Origin of the sequence: Phenylobacterium sp., assembly GCF_046290725.1 — a bacterium.
Classification (GTDB): domain Bacteria; phylum Pseudomonadota; class Alphaproteobacteria; order Caulobacterales; family Caulobacteraceae; genus Phenylobacterium.
The window spans coordinates 672,129-691,208 of record NZ_JBKBUH010000002.1 but is presented as its reverse complement, the minus strand read 5'-3'; the positions used below and the strand labels follow the sequence as shown (position 1 = coordinate 691,208).

Genomic DNA, 19,080 nt, shown 5'->3' with positions numbered 1-19,080 from the left:
CCTGCGACCTTCCGACGCAGCTTAAGAGTGTGAGGTTAAAGGAAAATTCGCAGGCGCAGCTTTTTCGCCTCAGCGGGCCGCATTCACCGTCTTCTGCACCCGCAGGGCCCGCTCCAGGTCCTTCTGGATGGCGGCGCTGGCGGGGTCGAGGCCTTGCGCCTGACGCAACAGCGAGACCGCGCGGTCGACGGCGCCTCGGTTCAGCTCCTCCAGGCCGCTGCGACGCAGGGCGGCGGCCCGGGCAGGATCGCCCCCCTGGGGCGCCGGCGCGGCGGCGTCCTTCGGCGCGGCCGCCACGGCCGGGCGCGGCGCTCCAGGGATCTGCAGGGTGCGCCCGACGGCCATCTGGGAGGGTGCGACGATGCCGTTGTAGCGAGCGAGCGCGTAGAACATCAGCGGATCACCCAGGAACCGCTGGGCGAGACCCGACATGGTGTCGCCGGAGCGCACCGTATAGGCGAAGTTCTTCTCCCCCAACAGGGCGCGGGGATCCCGGTCGATCTGGTCCAGCAGGCGCTTGGCGACGGCGTTGGACGGCTGCTGTTCGAGCAGGGCCTGGAGTTCGGCGCGCGCCTGGTCGGCTTCGCCCTTGTCCAGCAGGTCGACGGCCTTCTTCTGGCGCTCCATGGGGCCAAGGCCCGGGGTGGCGACGAAGGCCGGCGGCGTCGGCGCCTCCGGAGCGGCGCCGGCGACGGAGCCGGCGGCGACCGGCGGGGTCTTGGCCGTCTGGGCGCAGGCCGCCAGCGCCAGGGTCGCCAGGACGGCGGCCAGGATCCGGATGTTCATCCCGCTAATCTCCGCTTCAGGCTCTCGCGCGTGCGCCGGGCCGGCGAGGCCAGCCTTGCGAGCCATTCCGGATCACGCACGGTCCGAATGAAATCCGCGCCCTCCATCGGCCGGGCGAAGAAGTAGCCCTGGAACATCGAGCAGCCGAGCGCCCTCAGCGCCTCGACCTCGGCCTGGGTTTCGGTCCCCTCGGCCAGCACCTTGATGTCGAGGCCGCGCGCCAGTTCGACCAGGGCGCGGCAGATGGCCTGGCTGTCGCGGCGCTCGTCGACCTTGGTCACGAACTCGCGGTCGATCTTGAGCTTCGAGAACGGCAGGTTCTTCAGATAGCTGAGGCTGGAATAGCCGGCGCCGAAATCGTCGATGGCCACGGAGAGGCCGAGGTCGCGCAGTTCCTCCACCTGCCGGCGTGTACGGTCGGCGTCTTCCATGGCGGCGGTTTCGGTGAGCTCCACCTCCAGGGCGGCGGGCGCCAGACGATGGCGCTCCAGAGTCCGCACGATGATGGTGTTGAGCGCCGGATCGCGGAACTGACGGGCCGAGAGGTTCACCGCCACCTTCAGGCCCAGGAGGCCCTCCTCCTCCCAGGCGCGCGCTTCGCGGCAGGCGGCGTTCAGCACCCACAAGCCCACCTCGTCGATCAGGCCCGACTGCTCGAGCAGGGGGACGAATTCGGCCGGCGACACCATGCCGAGCTGCGGATGACGCCAGCGCAGCAGAGCCTCGGCGCCGACCACCGCGCCGGCGTCGAGGTCCACCACAGGCTGGAAATGCAGGAACAGCTGGTCGCGGGCGATGGCGTGGCGCAGGTCCTTCTCCAGGGAAAACCGCTCGCGGGCGGCCGCCTGGCTCTGAGCCGAGAAGAAGGCGAGTTTCCCGCCGCCGCTCTCGCCGGCCTTGGGCAGGGCGGCGAAGGCGCGGGTCAGCAGGGTGGGCGGATCGTCGCCGTCGTGCGGGAAAATGGCGGCGGCCAGGTCCACGTCGGGGGTCATGCGGGCTTCGCCCAGTTCCTGGGCGAGCACATAGCCCAGGGCCTGAAGCTCGCCGGCGGCCAGGTGCGGCGCCTCGGCCTGGCGCATCCAGAGAGCGAAACAGTCGCGGTCGACCTGAGCAATGGGATGGCCCGGTCGCGCCGCACCCTTCAGGCGCTCGGCGAAGGCCAGAAGCGCGACGTCCGCCGCGGCCTGGTCGAAGGCCGCCAGGCGGTCGTAGTCGGCGAAGCGGACCACGCCCAGCACGATGGCGCGGTCGCAGGCCTGGAGATCGGCCTCCAGGCCGGCGAGGAACGGCTCGCGCGTCGGCAGGCCGGTGATGGGATGACGATTGTTCAGACGGTGGCGCTGGGCCTCCAGCCGCTCGGCCAGGGCGCCCGCGTCGGCGAGGATGCGCCCGAGTTCGTCGTTGTAGCCGCTGGGCGGCCTCGCGGCCGCTTCGCCGTCGAGGCTGGCCCGCAGCGTCCGCCCGACGAGGCCCAAGGGCGCCAGCAGCCCCACGAGCAGCAGGAGCAGGAGCGCCGAGAGGCCGAGCAGGCTCCAGCCTGCACCTTGCGCCAGGCCGGCGCCGAAGGCCGCCGCACAGGCCGCGATGGCGAGTCCCACCACCTTGGCGCGGTAGCCGACCGGCAGGCGCGCCAAGGCGCCGTAGACCCCAAGCCCGACCATATGTCCGGCGCCGCCCCCCTGTGACATGCGGGCGCACTATGGCGGGCGGTTTCTACCGGCCGGTGAAGTTTCGTGGCTAACGGAAGGTGACCGCTGGAGCCTCAGTCGTCCTGAAGTTCAGGCGTCGCAGGCTCGGTGCGGCCGTCGGGGAAAACGTAGTAGGGAGCGTGGCCCGGCCCGATCACCACCGCTTCCGGGCCGTCTTCACCGCTGTAGCGCAAACGCGTCACGATGCTGTCGGCCGGCGGCCGATGGCCAGCCTCGCTCGAACCGCTCATCAATGGCGAGCCCCGAATACGTCCCTCGCAGAACAGGCTCCACCATTACAACCTTCCGCACAAGCAACCGACGCAAGAAAGCGCCGGGGCGGCGATCGCCCGCGTCGCCTACTCCGCCGCCGTTGCGCGCGGCGCCCGGCGCACCTCCACCACCCTGACGCGAGTCCCGTCGAGCACGAGGGCCAGTTCGCCCCGCTTGAGCTTCAGGGCGTCCTCGCCGAAGGCCTCCCGGCGCCAACCGGAGAGCGCCGGGGTCTTGGCGTGGTCGTCGTTGGCGATCTGCTCCAGATCGGAGACCGTGGCGATCAGCTTCGAGGCCACGCCCGCATCCTCGGCCCGCGCCTTCAACAGCACCTTCATGAGTTCCACCACCGCGCCGGCGGCCGGCGAAGCGGGCGTGCGGTTGCGCTCGATCACCGGGGCGTAGGCCTCCGGATCCTTCAGAGCCTCGCGCACGGCCGCCAGCAGATCCGGACCGAAACGCGAGCCGGCGAAACCCTTGGGCACCGAACGCAGGCGATCCAGCGCATCGGCGTCGGTCGGCGCCTGGGTGGCGATCTCGTCGATCGCATCATCCTTCAGGATTCGCCCGCGGGGCTGATCGCGCATCTGTGCGGTGCGCTCGCGCCAGGCGGCCACGGACTTGAAGATCGCCAGATACTTGGCCGTATGCCGGCGGGGCTTCAGCCGCTTCCAGGCGTTCTCCGGGTCGACGTCGTAATTGGCCGGATCGCAGAGGTCGCGCATCTCGTCCATCACCCAGGCGAGGCGGCCCTCCTTCTCCAGCCGCGCACGCAACTTCGGGTACAGCTCGGCCAGGTGAGTCACGTCCCCCAGGGCATAGGTGAGCTGGGCGTCGGTGAGCGGTCGGCGGGCCCAGTCGGTGAACCGCGAGCTCTTGTCGATCTCCACCTTCAGCATCTGGCGCACAATGGCGTCGTAGGCGATCTGCTCGCCGAAACCCGCCGCCATGCCTGCGATCTGGGTGTCGAACAGCGGCCGAGGCATGGCCTCGAGGTTGTTGAAGATCTCCACGTCCTGGCGCGCGGCGTGGAACACCTTTTCGATGCGCTCGTCGCGCAGCACCTGGAGGAAGGGTTCGAGATCGAGGCCGTCGGCCAGCGGATCGATCACCGCATGGGCGCCGGGCGCCGCGGCCTGGATCAGGCAAAGCTTTGGCCAATAGGTGGTTTCGCGCATGAACTCGGTGTCCACGGCGACGAAAGGCTTGCCATTCAGCTGGTCGCAGAACGCCTGGAGTTCGGCGGTGGTTGTAATCGGCGTCATCAAGTAGCTATACGCTCGCCCGACGCCGAGTCTGCAAGCGCCGGATGGCCGCATTCGGCGATTTTTCTAACTCACCCGGATCGCAAGGGCGTCTCATGACCGATCGACCGAACGGCCTCACCTACGCCCAGGCCGGCGTCGACATCGACGCCGGAAACGAGCTGATCGAGCGGATCAAGCCCTTCGCCAAGGCCACCCGCCGGCCGGGCGCGGAGGCGGCGCTCGGCGGCTTCGGCGCCCTCTTCGACCTGAAGGCGGCCGGCTATTCCGATCCCCTGCTGGTCACCACCACGGACGGCGTGGGCACCAAGCTGAAGATCGCCATCGAGACCGGCCGGCACGACACCGTCGGGATCGACCTGGTGGCCATGTGCGTCAACGACCTGCTCGCCCAAGGCGCCGAGCCCCTGCTGTTCCTCGACTACTTCGCCACCGGCAAGCTGAACGTCGACGAGGCGGCTCGCGTCATCGCCGGCATCGCCGAGGGCTGCAAGCAGGCGGGCGCAGCCCTGGTCGGCGGCGAGACCGCGGAAATGCCCGGCCTCTACGGCGAGGGCGACTACGACCTAGCCGGATTCTCCATCGGCGCCGTGGAGCGCGGGGCGGTGCTGCCGCGGCTGGACGACCAGCAGGCCGGGGACGTGCTGGTGGCGCTGGGCTCCAGCGGACCGCACTCCAACGGCTATTCCCTGGTCCGCCGCATCGTCGAGCGCTCCGGCCTGTCCTGGGACGCCCCGGCGCCGTTCGCCGAAGGCCGGAGCCTGGCCGAAGCCTTGATGGCCCCCACCAAGATCTACGTCAGAAGCGTGTTGCCGCAGATCAAGGCCGGTCGGATCAAGGGCCTGGCCCACATTACCGGCGGCGGCCTCGTCGAGAATCCGCCGCGCGCGATCGCCAAAGGCCTGGTCGCCCGGTTCGACTGGGACGCCTGGTCCCTGCCCCCGGTCTTCGCCTGGCTGCAGGAGGCGGGCGGCGTCGCCGAGAGCGAGATGCGGCGCACCTTCAACTGCGGCGTCGGGCTGGTGCTGATCGTGGCGCCGCAGGACCTGCCGGAGGTGCTGGACGGCCTGCTGGCGGCGGGCGAGGACGCCTTCGTCTGCGGCGAGCTCGCGGCCGCTTAAAGCCGCTGGGCTTCGGCCAGGCGATCGGTCAGCCACACCCGCGCCGGCGGCAGCGGCCGGTTCATCGGCCCGAAGACAAAGAGCTCCAGGAAGTGGGCGGTGATGTCGAGCCCCGCCTTCACGTCCCCGGATCGAAGCCCCCCCTGGGACGACAGCATGAAGGGCGGCAGCGGCAGGAGGCGGTCCCGGTAGGGCTCGCCGGCCTCGCGGCTGACGGCGCGGCCGGTCCGCGGGCTGACATAGATGAGGTCGTCGACAGCGCCGGTGGCGGCGCATTTCGACAGGTCGAGCCCGAAGCCCAGATCCTGCAACAGCCCCGCCTCGAACCGTACGAACACCGCCGGCCAGACATCGGGATGGGCCAGCGCCGCCGTCAGGGCCTCGAAGGCCAGGAAGGCGCCGGGATGCGGCTCCCGCTCGGGCAAGGCGGCGGCGGCCACCGCCGCGGCGGCCGAAAGTCCGGCGAGCGCCAGCGGATCGTCGAACAGCGCCGAGGGCCCCTCGCCCACCGGCTCAAGCGCAGCCGAACCCAGCTGATCGGAGACGCGCGCGCGATAGCGCAGGATCGCCCGCGCTCCCGGCTGCAGAAAGGGCCGCATGCGCCGCGACGCCCCGCCGGCCACGTGAGCGGCGTATTTGCCGTGCCCCGCCGTCAGGAGCTCGACGATGGCTCCGGTCTCGCCGTGGGCCCGCGCAGCCAGGACATAGGCGTCGTCCTCGAACTCCATCAGCCGCCCGCCGCGGCGGCCCTCTCGAACAGCGGCCGCCAGGCGGGCTCCACGGGCAGGCCGAAGGTCTCCACCAGCGTCGTCTCGATCTCGGCGGGCGCCAGTTCGCGGCGCTCCATGGTCCCGTCAGGGCGACGGATAGTCAGGCGGTTGTGCAGCAGGCCGAAGCGAGCCTCCGGCGTGGTCTTCGCGACCAGCAGGTTGTGCCGGAAATGCGAGCTTGGATGGGTCGAGGTGAACCAGTTGGGCAGCTCGTAGTCGACCTCGAGCTGCGGCTCCGGGCCGAGCTGATAGACCGGCTGCCAGACCTCGCCCAACTGCGCCTCGAGCAGCAGTTCGGGCCCGACGCGGCGGAACCGGAAGGCCTCGTGCCCGGTGGCCTGAGGCTCGAAGACGTCCATCCGCAGCGGCGCGGTGGGTACGCAGCTGCCGAACCCGACATCGGCCAGCCACGGCGCGCCGTCGATGAAGACCCGCAGGGCCATGTGGGTCCTCGGCCGGGTCGGGATGTCGGGCGGCGCCATCCAGAGCACGCGCGCGAGCAGGCCCTCCACCTGGAAGCCCAAGGCGGCCAGCACACGCTTGAACAGGCTGTTCTGCTCGTAGCAGTAACCGCCGCGCCCAGCCGCGATCAGCTTGGCGTCCACGGCCTCGGGCGCGATGTCGACGCCCCGATCCAGCAGAACGTCGATCGCCTCGAAGACGATCCTCGCGGGATGAAGCTCGGTCAGCCGGCGCAGCACCGCGAGGCTCGGCTCACGTGGGCCGTCATAGCCGATACGGGCGAAATAGGCGTCGAGGTCGATCATCGCCCGAACCTATGGGCTCAGGCGTCGAAATCCAGACCCATGGCCCCGTAAAACTCACGCTTGTCGGCCCAGCGCTCGTCGACCTTCACATGCAGGAAGAGGTGCACCGGGCGGTCCAGCAGGTGCGTCAGCTCTTCCCGGCTCTTCTGGCCGATCCATTTCAGCGTCTGCCCGTTCTTGCCGAGCACGATGGGCCGCTGGCTCTCGCGCTCGACATAGATCGACTGCTCGATCCGCACCGAACCATCCTTGCGCTCCTCGAAGGCGGTGGTCTCCACCGCTGCGGCGTAGGGCAGCTCCTCGTGCACGCGCAAGAACAGCTTCTCGCGGGTGATCTCGGCGGCCAGCAGCCGGGCCGGCAGGTCGGCGGTCTGCTCCTCCGGATAGAGCCACGGCCCCTCCGGCATCAGTTCGGCCAGGCGGCGCTTCAGGTCGTCCACGCCGGAGCCGTCGGCGGCGGAGATCATGAAGACCTCGGAATAGGCGCCGGTGTCGAAGAGCCGCTGGGCCAGGGCGAGCAGCCGCTCGCGCTTCATGCCGTCGATCTTGTTGAGCGCCAGGATCGCCTGGCGCCCGGAGGCCTTCAGTCCCTCGAGGATCTTCTCGACATCGGCGGCCGAACGCTTGTCGGCGGCCTTGGCGCCCGGCTCGGCGGCGGCGAGCTCGGCCTGGGCGTCCACCAGGTGAACCACCACATCGGCCTCCTCCGCCCCGCCCCAGGCCGAGCGGACCATGGCGCGATCGAGCCGGCGGCGCGGGTTGAAGATGCCAGGCGTGTCCACCAGCACGATCTGGGCCTCGCCCTCCATCGCCACCCCGCGGACCGGAAAGCGCGTGGTCTGGACCTTCTGGGTGACGATCGAGACCTTCGCGCCCACCAGGCGGTTGGTCAGAGTGGACTTGCCCGCATTGGGCGCGCCGATCACGGCGGCGAATCCGGCGCGGGTGGTCATGGGTTTCCTTCCCGTTTGGTCAGCATGGCCGCGGCGGCGGCCTTTTCGGCGTCCTGGCGTGAGCGGCCCGCGGCGCGTTCCGGCTCATAATCGCCCACATGCACCGAAACGGTGAAGGACGGCGCGTGATCCGGCCCTTCGCGGCCTTCCACCCGGTAGGTGGGCAGGGGCAGGCCGCGGCCCTGCGCCCACTCCTGCAGCCGCGTCTTGGGGTCCTTCTCGAGCGGTTGGTCGAGACGGTCGAACTCCTCTTCCCAGAATTCCAGGAAGAAGCCGCGGGCGAGATCCACCCCCCCTTCGGCGTAGAGCGCGCCGATCAGGGCCTCGCAGGCGTCGCCCAGCACGGTGTCGTTGTCCCGTGCGCCGATCTTCGAAGCGCTGGGGGCCAGGCGCAGCGCCTCCGGCAGGCCGGCCCGGCGGGCGGCCCGGGCGCAGGCCTTGTAGTTGACGATCTGGGCCATGAGCTTGGACAGCTCGCCCTCGCGCGCCTCCGGCCGCAGGCCCATCAGCCGTTCGGCGGCGACCAGGTTCAGCACCCGGTCGCCCAGAAATTCCAGGCGCTCGTAGTGGCGGACCTTGGTCGCCCCGTCGCCGACGCTGGCGTGGGTGAGCGCCCGCTCCAGCAGGGCGCGGTCTTCGAACACATGGCCGATGCGGCGCTCCAGCTCCGCGACGGCGGCGTGCCGCCTGTTCATTCGAGGATCTTGGCGAACCGGCTAGGCCGGGCGTCCATCACCCAGGTCCAGGGCTTGAAGATCGAGGCGCCGCGCTCCCACGAGAGCAGGATGATCTGCGCCTTGCCGACGAGGTGATCGGCCGGCACGAAGCCCACGCCGCCGTCGGGCGCCCGGCTGTCGAGGGAGTTGTCGCGATTGTCGCCCATGAAGAAGTAGTGCCCCTCCGGCACCACGAAGGCGGGCGTATCGTCCAGCTCGCCGCCGGGACCGAAGTCGTAGGTGACGTAGGTCCGGCCGTTCGGCAGGGTCTCCTGATAGCGTTCCACGCTGCGGGTGAAGCCGTACCCGGAATCAATCATCACCGGCGGCAGGGCTTTGCGGGGGATCATCTCCCCGTTCACATAGAGCTGGCCCCGGCGCATCTGCACCCGGTCGCCCGGCAGGCCGATGAGGCGCTTGATATAGTCGGTCCGCCCGTCCCGCGGCAGCTTGAAGACGACGACATCGCCGCGCTGCGGCTCCTGGCCGAGGATCCGTCCGTCGAACACCGGCGGGCTGAACGGAATGGAGTGGCGCGAATAGCCGTACGACCACTTCGAGACGATGATGTAGTCGCCTTCCAGCAGGTTCGGCTCCATCGAGGCCGAGGGGATGGTGAAGGGCTGGAAGAACAGCACCCGCAGCACCAGCGCGATCAGCAGGGCGTAGACGACCGTCTTCACGATCTCGACGAACTCGTTGACCGGGCCGGACTTCTCCGAAGCGTCCGAGGTCTTGGCAGTGGCGGTCATGGACGGGTCCTGCATGCGCCCGCGAAACGGCGGGCCAGCGCGCTTAGCTAGACGCTCGAAACACGCCAAGCAAGCTCAGGCCTGCGAACCTCGCCGCCGGGCGCCGATCCGCCGCAGGCTTAGGCGTTTAGCCAATAGGCTAATTCCCTATTGGCGACGAAGCCGCGGCGGCTTATGCAGGCGTTATGACCCGCGCCGCCCTGCCCTGGCCCCACTTTCTCCTGGCGCTCGCCGTGGTGGCGGTGTGGGGGACCAACTTCGTGGTCATCCGCATCGGCCTGGACCACCTGCCGCCCCTGGCCTTCGCCGCGCTGCGCTTCACCTTCGCCCTGTTGCCGGCGGTGTTCTTCCTGAAGCGCCCGCCGGTTCCCTGGCGCAACCTGGCGGCCTATGGCGTGCTGATCGGCGCGGGCCAGTTCGGCGTGCTCTATATCGCCATGAACGGCCACATCTCGCCGGGCCTCGCCTCGCTGGTCGTCCAGACCCAAGTGTTCTTCACCATCGGGCTCTCCATGTGGCTGGCGCGCGAGCGGGTGCGGACCTTCCAGATCGCAGCCCTGGGCCTCGCCGCCATCGGCCTGGTGGTGATCGTCGCCCACACCGATGCGACGGTGACGCCGCTCGGCCTGGCGCTTGTGCTGTTCGCCGCGGCCAGCTGGGCCGGCGGCAACATGGCCTCCAAGGCCGCCGGCACGGTCAACATGCTGGCCTATGTGGTCTGGTCGAGCCTGTTCGCCGTTCCGCCGCTGATCGTCCTGTCGCTGCTGTTCGAAGGCCCCACCGCCATAGTGGAAGGCGTACGCGCGGCCGACGCCGCCACCTGGGCGGCCGTGCTCTGGCAGTCGGTGGGCAACAGCCTGTTCGGCTATGCGGCCTGGGGCTGGCTGCTGGCCCGTCACCCGGCCGCCACCATCACCCCCATGGCCATGCTGGTGCCGGTGTTCGGCATGGGCGCCTCGGCGATCTTCCTGGCCGAGTCCCTGCCCGGCTGGAAGCTGGCGGCCGCGGCGCTGGTGATGAGCGGTCTCGCGCTCAACATCTTCTGGCCGCGGCTGGAACGGCGGCTCTCGCCGGCCTGACCCTCACGCCCCGCGGAAAACCGGCGTGCGCTTCTGGTTGAAGGCCGCCACGCCCTCCCGCCGGTCGGCGGTGGTGAAGAGGCGGTTGTATTCCGAAAGCTCCAGATCCATGGCCTGATCGAGGGGCAAGGCCGCGCCGCCCCGCACCACCTTCTTCAGCGCCCGCACCGAGAGCGGCGCCTTGGCGGCGACGACACGGGCCAGCTCGAGGATCTGGGGCATCAGCTCGTCGGCCGGCGTCACGCGGTTGACGAGGCCATAGTCCAGGGCCGTCGCCGCATCGATCGGCAGGCCGCTCATCAGCAGTTCCGCGGCGCGCCGCTCGCCGGCCGCGCGAGTGACGAACTGGGTGCCGCCCAGGCCCGGGATGATGCCGAGCCCGGCTTCCGGCAGGCCCATCCGCGCGCCGTCCGCCGCCCAGGCGAAGTCGCAGGCGAGCGCCATTTCGCAGCCGCCGCCCATGGCCGCGCCGTTGACGGCCGCCAGGATCGGGAACGGACAGGAAAGCTGGGCGCGGATCATGGTCTCGAACAGCACGTGCTGCTCGGACCAGGCCTCGTCGGTCATGCCGTCGCGTTCCTTCAGGTCGGCGCCGGCGCAGAAGAAGCGGCCGGCGCCGGTCATCACCGCCACCCGCACCGAGGCCTCCTGCGAAAGCTGGGTCCACAGATCCAGCAGCTCGCGCCCCATCTGGGTGTTGAGCGCATTGGCCGCCTGCGGCCGCGAAAGCGTCACGATACGGACGCCCTCGGCCGGCTGTGCGATCTCTATGGTCTGCGTCATCGTCCCTCCGGGCCGGCCACCAGGCCGGCGTCATGCAGTCGCGCGATCTCGGTTCCGGGCAGGCCCAGCACCTCGGCCAGGACCTCGTCGGTATGTTCGCCCAGCCGTGGGGCCGCGCGCGGCGCGCCCCGGGCATCCTGCGGAATGGTGGCGGCGAAGCCCGGCGCGGGATAGGTGCGCCCGCTCGGATGGGCGATTTCGGCAAACACCGGGTTGCCGGCAAATAGGCGCGGGTCGGAGGCCGCCTGGCTCATCGGCTGATAGGGTCCCCAGCAGACCCCCTCGGCCTCGAAGACCGGCGCCAGTTCGTCGAGCGACTTGCGTGCGAAGGCGGCTTCGAAGATCGGGAACAGCCGCCCGCGGTGTTCGAAGCGCAGGCCCTCGTCGGCGGCGAAGGAGACGCCGAGTTCGGCTTCCAGGGCGGCGACCTCGCTCTCCACGCCCAGCACCTGCTGCAGGCCCTTCCACTGGCGCGGCGTGATCGCCACCAGCATGATCCGGCGGCCGTCGGCGAGCCGGAAGTCGCGCCCGAAGGCGCCGTAGAGGTCGTTGCCCATCCGGGGCCGGTCGGCGCCGGCCAGGCTTTCGGCGAGGAAGCCGAGATTGGCCATGGTGGAGGCCGCCATGTCCGAGAGCGGTATGCGCACTTCCCGCCCCTGGCCGTCCCGCTGGCGGGCGCTGAGCGCCGAGACCAGGGCGAAGGCGGCGTAGGCGCCGGTCAGCAGGTCCCAGGCCGCGAGCACGTGGTTCACCGGCCGGGGGTCGTCGGGGTGGCCGGTGATCAGCGGCAGACCGACCGCGGAATTGACTGTGTAGTCCACCGCCGGGCGCCCGTCGGCCCAGCCCATGACCCGCACGCAGACCAGGTCCGGCCGCCGCGCCGCCAGCTTTTCGTAGGCGAGGAAACCCTCCACCGGGAAGTTGGTGACGAAGGCGCCGCCGGCCTCGCCCGGCGCTGCGGCCAGGCGGGCGGCGAGCTCTCGCCCCTCGGGCCGCGACAGGTCCAGCGCCACCGACTTCTTGGCCTTGTTCAGGCCCTCCCAGTAGAGGCTGGCGCCGTTCTCGGAGAGCGGCCAGCGGCGGAAGTCCGGTCCGCCGCCGATGTTGTCGAAGCGGATCACCTCGGCGCCAAGCTGGGCGAGATAGAGCCCGCAGGTCGGCCCGGCCACGAAGGCCGATCCCTCGACCACCCGGAGCCCCTTCAGCAGATCATACATGCGTTTCCTCCGCCGCGGCCTTAACCCAAGGCGGACCTGGGCGCCAGTTCACGCCGCGGCGCCTCGGCGGTGGGAACCGGCCTGCGCAGTACACGCTGTTGCGCCCAAGGAGTGCGCCATGGCCGAACACAGCCCCGATCCGCCGCTTCCGCCTCTGCCGTCCGCCCCGCCCCGCTTCAAGGGCCGCATCGCCGTCTGTCTGGCGCGCGAGGGGCGCGATCTCGTCCTCGGCGACGCCCGCGGCCTGATCGAGCGCGCGGTCCAGGGCCTCGGCCGCCACGCGGGTGTTGCCTGCCGGGTGGAAGGCGATCGAAGTCGACCGGCTGTGGATCCGCGACCGGCCGACGCGCTTGCTCGCCCGCCCGGGCGAAACCGCGGTCCTGGAACCTCTTGAGGAGGGCGATTGATGGCCCTAGGCGCCTCGGAAATGCGAGACGCGCCGCCTTCAGGACCGCTGCTGGGCCTGCGCGGCGCGGGGTCCCCCGGCCGCGCCATCGCGTTCATCGTCGTGGGGGTCGCGCTCTTCTCCCTCTCGGACGTGGCCGCCAAGCACCTGAGCCAGACCCTGCCGTCCCTGCAGATCACCTGGCTGCGCTACGTCACGCTTTCCGCGGTGGCGATCCTCCTGGCGGCCCAGGGCGGTCGGCGGCTGTTCCACGCCGACCAGCCGGGATTGCAGATCCTGCGGGGCCTCGCCCTTCTGGGTTCGGCGGCGTTCTTCCTGCTTGGCCTCAGTCGCCTGGGCATGGCCGAGGCGACGGCCATCGCCTTCGTCACGCCCGCCTTCATCACCGCCCTGTCCATTCCGCTCCTTGGAGAGAAGGTGGGCGTCCGGCGCTGGGCGTCGCTGCTGCTGGGCCTGGCGGGCGTGCTGATCATCGTGCGGCCGGGCGGAGAAGCCTTTCAGCCGGCCGCGCTGTTCTCGCTGGCGTCGGCCGCCTTCGGCGCCGCGGCCATGATCCTGACGCGGAAGCTGGGGCCCCAGACGCGCGCCCGGACCACCCTGCTCTGGTCGGCCCTCACCGGTCTGATCCTCCTCAGCCTCGCCGCCCCGCTCTGGTTCACGCCGCTCTCGCCGCGCGAAGTGGCGGTCGCCGCCGCCATGGGCCTGGCCTATGCCGGCGGGCAGTTGCTTATGATCCTCGCCTACCGGCAGGCAGAAGCCTCATTGCTGGCCCCCTTCACCTACGCCCAACTGCCGATCACCACCCTCCTCGGCCTCATTGTCTTCGCCGCCGTTCCCGATGGGGCGACCTTGCTGGGGATTGGCGTGATCCTGGCCTCGGGCGCCTACACGCTCTACCGCGAACAGCGGCGCAGGCGGGGTTTCTAGCCTGGGACGCCGGCGCGAAGGTTTGCCGTTAGGCGTTTGGAATCCCGCAGATTCCCCTTCGGCGCCTTAAGTCGGAAGCCCAAGCTACCGAATTTTAACCATAATCGCCGGGAACCACATCCGGGTCGCTGCTGTTCCGGGGGCATGAACCTTGCAGCCAGAGATCGCGCAGGCCGTGTGCACGCGGAGGCCGAAAGCCTCTGGCTGGCCCTGTTCGGCGAATCCCCGCCCGAGGGGTTGGACGGGGAAATCCTCCTGCAGATCGCCGTCGCCCGGGTCGCCTCGCCCGACTACGACCGGTTCCACTCGCCTCACCTGCGGCCGAGCCAGCTGACCCGGCCGCGCTGAGGCTCCCTTAAGGCCTGATCTCGAAATAGGCCGTGTCGCTGCCGCTCGAATAGCCCAGCAGGGTGATGCGATAGCTGCGCCCATCGTCCAGGCGCAGAGCGCCCTCGCCGGCCTTGAAAAGAGCGGCGGCCGTCTCCGGAACGGTCCTCAGAAGGCCGCGCAGAGGGCTGCGCCCGGAGGCGAGCGACTTAAGGACGCCGGTGATCTGGTAGTCGACTTCGCCGGTATAGCCGGAGAACTTCAACTCGCCGGCGCCGGCGGTGACGGGGGGCGGATTCTTGCGGATGGGAACGCTCCTTCTACTTGGCCCCGATACGATCAGGCCCCGCCGGAAACCCGAGCGGGGCCTGTATGCGCGGCGCGTCCTGCGAGAGGACGGTCGGGGGCTCGTCGCCGCACAGCCTTCAACGCGCGTGCGGCGAGAGCGTTCCGGAAGATCAGCCGACGATGTCCTGGTCGGTGAAGAACTGGGCGATCTCGATCTTGGCGTTCTCCAGGCTGTCGGAGCCGTGGACCGAGTTCTCGCCGACGCTCTTGGCGTAGAGCTTGCGGATGGTGCCTTCGGCGGCCTGTTCCGGATTGGTCGCGCCCATCACCTCGCGATACTTGGCCACGGCGTTGTCGCCTTCCAGCACCTGCACGACGACGGGGCCAGAGGTCATGAAGTCGACCAGCTCGCCGTAGAACGGGCGCTCCTTGTGGACTTCGTAGAACTTCTCGGCCTGGGCGCGGGTCATGCGGATGCGGCGCTGGGCGACGATGCGCAGGCCCGCGTCCTCGATCACCGCGTTGACCTTGCCGGTCAGGTTCCGCTCGGTGGCGTCCGGCTTGATGATCGAGAAGGTGCGTTCGGTCATGTCTCTGAGCTTCGTCTTTATTCTTGGGGAGGCGCGCGTCCGCGCGGGTGGCGGGCTTATAGCGGCGAGAAGCAGCCCCGCCAAGCGTGGGGGCCTGACGAAGCGGCCGGCCTCTGCTAAGGCCCCGCGCTCGCCATGCTGCAGATCAACGACCTGACCTTCGACGCCTGGGGCCGCCGCTTCTTCGATCATGCGAGCGTATCGGTCCCGCCTGGCGCGAAGGTGGGGCTGGTGGGTCGCAACGGCGTGGGCAAGTCCACCCTGTTCAAGCTGATCCTGGGCGAACTCCCCGCCGGCGACGGCGAGATCGGCTATCCCAAGCAGGCCCGCCTGGCGTCCGTCGACCAGGAGCACCCGGCCACGCCCGTCCCGCTGCTCGACACCGTGCTGGCCGCCGACGTGGAGCGCGACCGCCTGCTCGCCGCGCTCGAAACCGCCGAGCCCGAGCAGATGGGCGAGATCTACGCCCGCCTATCGGAGATCGGCGCCGATCGCGCGCCCTCGCGCGCGGCGGAAATCCTGTCGGGCCTCGGCTTCCGCCAGGACGACCTGGCGCGGCCCATGGCGGAGTTCTCGGGCGGCTGGCGGATGCGGGTGGCGCTGGCCGCCGCCCTCTTCGCAGAGCCCGACATCCTGCTGCTGGACGAGCCGACCAACTATCTCGACCTCGAAGGCGCGCTCTGGCTGGAGAGCCGGCTCAAGAAGTACCCGCACACCGCCGTCGTGATCAGCCACGACCGGGAGATCCTGAACAATTCCTGCGACCACATCCTGCACCTGATCGACGGCAAGCTGACCCTCTATCCCGGCGGCTACGACGCTTTCGAGCGCCAGCGCGAGGAGAAGGCCAAGGTGCAGGAGGCCACGCGCGCCAAGGTGGAGGCCCAGCGCGCCCACCTGCAATCCTTCGTCGATCGTTTCCGGGCCAAGGCCTCGAAGGCGACCCAGGCCCAGTCGCGCCTCAAGATGCTGGCCCGGCTGCCGCCGGTCTCCGCGGTGGCCATCGAGCACACGACCCCCTTCGTCCTGCCCTCTCCCGACCGCCCGCTCGCGCCGCCGCTGGTGCGGCTGGAGGGCGTGACCACCGGCTATGACGGGGTTCCGATCCTGAAGGGCATGAACCTTCGGCTCGACCTCGACGACCGGATCGGCCTGCTGGGGGTGAATGGGGCGGGCAAGTCCACCTTCGCCAAGCTGGTGGCCGGCGCCTTGCCGGCCATGACCGGCCACCTCGCCCGTTCGGCGCGGCTGAAGGTGGGCTGGTTCCACCAGCACCAGATCGAGGCGCTGGACCCCGACGACACGCCGCTCGACATCATCCGCCGCGAGATGCCCGAGGCCTCGGAGGCCGCACGGCGCTCCCGCCTGGCGCAATATGGGCTGGGCGCGGCCAAGGTGGAGACGCGGGTCGAGAACCTGTCCGGCGGCGAACGGGCCCGCCTGCTCCTGAACCTGGTGGCCGCCGAGGCCCCGCACCTCCTGATCCTCGACGAGCCGACCAATCACCTCGACATCGACTCGCGACGCGCCCTGCTGGACGCGCTGAACGACTATCAGGGCGCAGTCATCCTGATCACCCACGACCGGTCGCTGATGGAACTGGTGGCCGACCGCCTGTGGCTCGCCGCCGACGGGACGATCAAGCCCTTCGAGGGCGACATGGACGACTATGCCCGTTTCGTCGTGGAGCGCGCGAAGCAGGCCGGCAAGGCGCCCACCCAGATCCGCGCCGCCGAACCGGATCCGCCGCCGAAGCCGGCGCCGGCCCGCGCCAAGGTCCCCACTGGCCCCGCCCGCCGCCGTGCGGAGGCCGCCGAAGCCGCGCTCGCGCGCGCAAGCCAGGCGCTGGCGGACATCGACAGGGCGCTGACCGACCCGGGCGTCTTCGCCGAGAACCCCGCCAAGGCTGCCGACCTCGGCCGCCGCCGGGAGGCCGCTCAGGCGGCCCTCGAAGCCGCCGAGTTGGAGTGGCTGGAGGCGGTCGAGGCCTATGAGGCTATGAAAGGCTGAGGCTGAATCGCACATCGGGCGTTAGAGTTCGCCGGAGACCCATGCCCACCGACGCCGCACCCTCCGACCGCCGCCGCTGGCTGCCCCGCCTCCGGGTCCGGCTGCGGGAGCTCTACCACGGCCACAGCCCGCGGGCGGTGCGGTTCCGACTGGGCGTGCTGGGCATCGACATCACCCTCATCGCCTTCTTCATCGCCTCGCCCTTCATCCGCGAGACGCCGGTCTTCCTGGTCGTGGACTATTTCGTGGCCGCCGTCCTGGCGATCGACATCACCGCCCGGGCGCTCGCGACCGTGAGCGTCGCCCAGTGGCTGAGGCGGCCTTCGACCTGGCTCGATCTGTTCGTCCTGACGACCCTGCTCTTCCCGCACTGGCTCTTCAATCTGGCCTTCCTGCGGGTCCTGCGGCTCTGGACGCTGATCCATTCCGACTTCTTCTGGGAGACGATCGGCCGCCGCTACGACGAGACGCGCTGGGAGGACGTGACCCGCTCGGCGGTGAACCTGATCACCTTCATCTTCATCGCCACCGGCTTCGTCTACACCGCCTACGCTCACGTGCACCCGGGCATCACCGGCTATATCGACGCCCTCTACTTCACCGTAACCACCCTCACCACCACCGGGTTCGGAGACATCACCCTGCCCGGCCCCGGCGGCAAGCTGGTGTCGATCCTCATCATGCTGTCGGGGATCTCGCTTGGGGTACGTCTGGCCCAGGCGCTGTTTCGACCCTTCAAGGTCCGCTTCCCCTGCCCCACCTGCGGCCTGAACCGACACGATCCGGACGCCGTGCATTGCAAGGCCTGCGGGGAACAGCTCAACATTCCCAACGAGGATCTGCGATAGGCCGCCATGCCCGACGAAGCCCGCATCGTCTATCTGCTGCTGTTGCTGGCGCTGCTGGCGCCGGCCGGAATCGCGATCCTCCGCCGCTGGTGGCGCAACCGGCGTTGAGCCTGAGCCGCGGAACGGGCAAACAGGGCGTCTGGCTGTTTCGGGGGACCCCTATGCGCCGCCTGCTGCTCGCCGCCATCCTCGTCGCCACCCCGGCCGCCGCCGCGCCCGACCCGCAGCTTTCGGCGCTGGCCGGTCAGGTCCAGGAAAGTCGGCTGCGGACCGACATCGAGACCATGGTCGGCTTCGGCACCCGCCATACGCTGTCGGACCGCAGCTCGCCGACACGGGGGATCGGCGCGGCGGAGCGCTGGGCGGTCTCCGAATTCCAGTCGATCTCCAGCGCCTGCGGCGGCTGCCTGGAGGTCACCGTTCCCAAGCAGACCTTCACCGGACGCCGCCTGCCCCAGCCGACCGAGATCGGCGCGATCCTGGCGATCCAGAGGGGAACCACCGATCCAGACCGGGTGATCGTCATCTCCGGACACATCGACAGCCGCGTCTCCGACGTGATGGATGCGGTCAGCGACGCGCCGGGCGCCAACGACGACGCCTCCGGCGTCGCGGCCGTGATCGAAGCGGCCCGAATCCTTTCGAAGCACAAGTTCCCGGCCACCCTGGTCTATGCCGCCCTGGAGGGCGAGGAACAGGGGCTCTACGGCGGCAAGGTGCTGGCCCAGTTCGCCAAGGATCGCGGCTGGCGGGTGGAGGCCAACCTCAACAACGACATCGTCGGCAACACCCAGGGCCAGGGCGGCCAGGTGGTCCGCGACCGGGTGCGGGTCTTCTCGGAGGGGACCAAGAGCGTCGAGACGCCCGAACAGGCCAACCAGCGCCGATATAACGGCGGGGAGGTCGACTCGCCTTCGCGCAATCTCGCCCGCTTCATCGACGCCCTCGCCGAGCGTCAGGGCGCGGATCTCGGCGGGCTGGACGTGATGATGGTCTATCGCACCGACCGCTTCGGCCGCGGCGGCGACCAAGTGGAGATGCTGGCCGCCGGCTTTCCCGCCGTGCGCATCACCGAGGCCGCCGAGAACTACGACCGCCAGCATCAGGACCTGCGGACCGAGGGCGGCCGCAAGTACGGCGACACGATCGAGGGGGTGGACTTTCCCTATCTCGCTCGCGTGACCCGCCTGAACGTGATGGCCATGGCCGCGCTGGCCCGCGCCCCGGCCCCGCCGGAGGGCGTGAAGATCGAGGGCGCGGTCAGCCCCGACACCACGGTGAGCTGGGAGGCCGTTCCCGGCGCCGCGAAGTATCGGATCCGCTGGCGCGATACGGTCGATCCGCAATGGCGGCACATGCGCGAGACGTCCGCCACCTCCGAGACCCTGAAGGGGGTGGTGATCGACGACTGGTTCTTCGGAGTCTCGGCCGTCTCCGCCGACGGTCACGAGAGCCCGGTGGTGTTCCCCGGGCCGGCGGGTTCGTTCATCTCGCCCTGGGCCGCAAAGCAATAG

General features: G+C 70.0%; 20 protein-coding genes. 7 read left to right on the top strand and 13 right to left on the bottom strand.

Annotation, left to right across the window (positions count from 1 at the left end; genetic code table 11):
* Positions 1 to 69: 69 nt before the first annotated feature.
* The 4 genes from ACK41C_RS14670 to rnd all read right to left on the bottom strand — a co-directional run bounded on the left by ACK41C_RS14670 (position 70) and on the right by rnd (position 4,012).
* The gene (locus ACK41C_RS14670; protein WP_409655747.1) at positions 70 to 786 is read right to left on the bottom strand and encodes a LysM peptidoglycan-binding domain-containing protein; all 717 of its coding nucleotides are present in this window, start codon (positions 784 to 786) and stop codon (positions 70 to 72) included.
* Positions 783 to 2,447, bottom strand: coding sequence for a putative bifunctional diguanylate cyclase/phosphodiesterase (locus ACK41C_RS14665; RefSeq protein WP_409655745.1), 1,665 nt, complete (start codon positions 2,445 to 2,447; stop codon positions 783 to 785). The genes ACK41C_RS14670 and ACK41C_RS14665 overlap by 4 nt, the downstream gene beginning before the upstream one ends.
* A gap of 101 nt (positions 2,448 to 2,548) precedes the next feature.
* Complete coding sequence (locus tag ACK41C_RS14660; protein WP_409655743.1) at positions 2,549 to 2,725, bottom strand: hypothetical protein; 177 nt, start codon at positions 2,723 to 2,725, stop codon at positions 2,549 to 2,551.
* Positions 2,726 to 2,833: 108 nt separating this feature from the next.
* Entirely contained in the window at positions 2,834 to 4,012 is a 1,179-nt protein-coding gene (gene rnd, locus ACK41C_RS14655; RefSeq protein WP_409655741.1) for a ribonuclease D, read from the bottom strand.
* A gap of 95 nt (positions 4,013 to 4,107) precedes the next feature.
* Here rnd and purM point away from each other — a divergent pair, with 95 nt between their 5' ends.
* Positions 4,108 to 5,133, top strand: coding sequence for a phosphoribosylformylglycinamidine cyclo-ligase (gene purM, locus ACK41C_RS14650; RefSeq protein WP_409655739.1), 1,026 nt, complete (start codon positions 4,108 to 4,110; stop codon positions 5,131 to 5,133).
* Here purM and recO read toward each other — a convergent pair.
* Genes recO through lepB form a run of 5 tightly spaced genes read right to left on the bottom strand, consistent with a single transcriptional unit; the run spans position 5,130 to position 9,091 of the window.
* Positions 5,130 to 5,861, bottom strand: coding sequence for a DNA repair protein RecO (recO, locus tag ACK41C_RS14645; protein ID WP_409655737.1), 732 nt, complete (start codon positions 5,859 to 5,861; stop codon positions 5,130 to 5,132). The genes purM and recO overlap by 4 nt on opposite strands.
* The gene (locus ACK41C_RS14640) at positions 5,861 to 6,670 is read right to left on the bottom strand and encodes an arylamine N-acetyltransferase family protein (protein ID WP_409655736.1); all 810 of its coding nucleotides are present in this window, start codon (positions 6,668 to 6,670) and stop codon (positions 5,861 to 5,863) included. The genes recO and ACK41C_RS14640 overlap by 1 nt, the downstream gene beginning before the upstream one ends.
* A gap of 17 nt (positions 6,671 to 6,687) precedes the next feature.
* Positions 6,688 to 7,623 carry a GTPase Era gene (gene era, locus ACK41C_RS14635; RefSeq protein WP_409655734.1) on the bottom strand — a complete coding sequence of 312 codons (936 nt, stop codon included), beginning with the start codon at positions 7,621 to 7,623 and terminating at the stop codon, positions 6,688 to 6,690.
* Positions 7,620 to 8,318: a ribonuclease III gene (gene rnc / locus ACK41C_RS14630; protein WP_409655732.1), complete on the bottom strand. Its 699-nt coding sequence runs from the start codon at positions 8,316 to 8,318 to the stop codon at positions 7,620 to 7,622. Before rnc ends, era begins: the two co-directional genes overlap by 4 nt.
* Positions 8,315 to 9,091: a signal peptidase I gene (gene lepB / locus ACK41C_RS14625; protein WP_409655730.1), complete on the bottom strand. Its 777-nt coding sequence runs from the start codon at positions 9,089 to 9,091 to the stop codon at positions 8,315 to 8,317. The genes rnc and lepB overlap by 4 nt, the downstream gene beginning before the upstream one ends.
* 185 nt (positions 9,092 to 9,276) lie before the next feature.
* On the opposite strand from lepB, the gene ACK41C_RS14620 reads away from it, so the two are divergent.
* Positions 9,277 to 10,170, top strand: coding sequence for an EamA family transporter (locus ACK41C_RS14620; protein ID WP_409655728.1), 894 nt, complete (start codon positions 9,277 to 9,279; stop codon positions 10,168 to 10,170).
* A gap of 3 nt (positions 10,171 to 10,173) precedes the next feature.
* Here the strand turns inward: ACK41C_RS14620 and ACK41C_RS14615 are convergent, their stop codons facing one another.
* On the bottom strand, positions 10,174 to 10,953 hold the full coding sequence (locus ACK41C_RS14615; RefSeq protein ID WP_409655725.1) for an enoyl-CoA hydratase/isomerase family protein: 780 nt from the start codon (positions 10,951 to 10,953) through the stop codon (positions 10,174 to 10,176).
* Positions 10,950 to 12,170 (bottom strand): CoA transferase, encoded by a 1,221-nt coding sequence (locus ACK41C_RS14610; protein WP_409655723.1) that lies wholly within the window; start codon positions 12,168 to 12,170, stop codon positions 10,950 to 10,952. The genes ACK41C_RS14615 and ACK41C_RS14610 overlap by 4 nt, the downstream gene beginning before the upstream one ends.
* A gap of 406 nt (positions 12,171 to 12,576) precedes the next feature.
* On the opposite strand from ACK41C_RS14610, the gene ACK41C_RS14605 reads away from it, so the two are divergent.
* Together ACK41C_RS14605 and ACK41C_RS14600 are read left to right on the top strand one after the other, a co-directional pair.
* A complete protein-coding gene (locus ACK41C_RS14605) occupies positions 12,577 to 13,503 on the top strand; it encodes a DMT family transporter (protein ID WP_409655721.1) in 927 nt (308 codons plus the stop codon).
* Positions 13,504 to 13,647: 144 nt separating this feature from the next.
* Positions 13,648 to 13,851 (top strand): hypothetical protein, encoded by a 204-nt coding sequence (locus ACK41C_RS14600; RefSeq protein WP_409655720.1) that lies wholly within the window; start codon positions 13,648 to 13,650, stop codon positions 13,849 to 13,851.
* 7 nt (positions 13,852 to 13,858) lie between these two features.
* Here the strand turns inward: ACK41C_RS14600 and ACK41C_RS14595 are convergent, their stop codons facing one another.
* Complete coding sequence (locus ACK41C_RS14595; RefSeq protein ID WP_409655718.1) at positions 13,859 to 14,095, bottom strand: hypothetical protein; 237 nt, start codon at positions 14,093 to 14,095, stop codon at positions 13,859 to 13,861.
* Positions 14,096 to 14,288: 193 nt separating this feature from the next.
* Positions 14,289 to 14,708: a nucleoside-diphosphate kinase gene (gene ndk, locus ACK41C_RS14590; RefSeq protein WP_409655716.1), complete on the bottom strand. Its 420-nt coding sequence runs from the start codon at positions 14,706 to 14,708 to the stop codon at positions 14,289 to 14,291.
* Positions 14,709 to 14,843: 135 nt separating this feature from the next.
* Between ndk and ACK41C_RS14585 the strand changes: the two genes are divergently transcribed.
* The 3 genes from ACK41C_RS14585 (at position 14,844) to ACK41C_RS14575 (ending at position 19,080) form a co-directional block, all read left to right on the top strand.
* Entirely contained in the window at positions 14,844 to 16,718 is a 1,875-nt protein-coding gene (locus ACK41C_RS14585) for an ABC-F family ATP-binding cassette domain-containing protein (protein ID WP_409655715.1), read from the top strand.
* 41 nt (positions 16,719 to 16,759) lie between these two features.
* Positions 16,760 to 17,566 (top strand): ion channel, encoded by an 807-nt coding sequence (locus ACK41C_RS14580; RefSeq protein ID WP_409655713.1) that lies wholly within the window; start codon positions 16,760 to 16,762, stop codon positions 17,564 to 17,566.
* 161 nt (positions 17,567 to 17,727) lie between these two features.
* On the top strand, positions 17,728 to 19,080 hold the full coding sequence (locus tag ACK41C_RS14575; protein ID WP_409655712.1) for a M20/M25/M40 family metallo-hydrolase: 1,353 nt from the start codon (positions 17,728 to 17,730) through the stop codon (positions 19,078 to 19,080).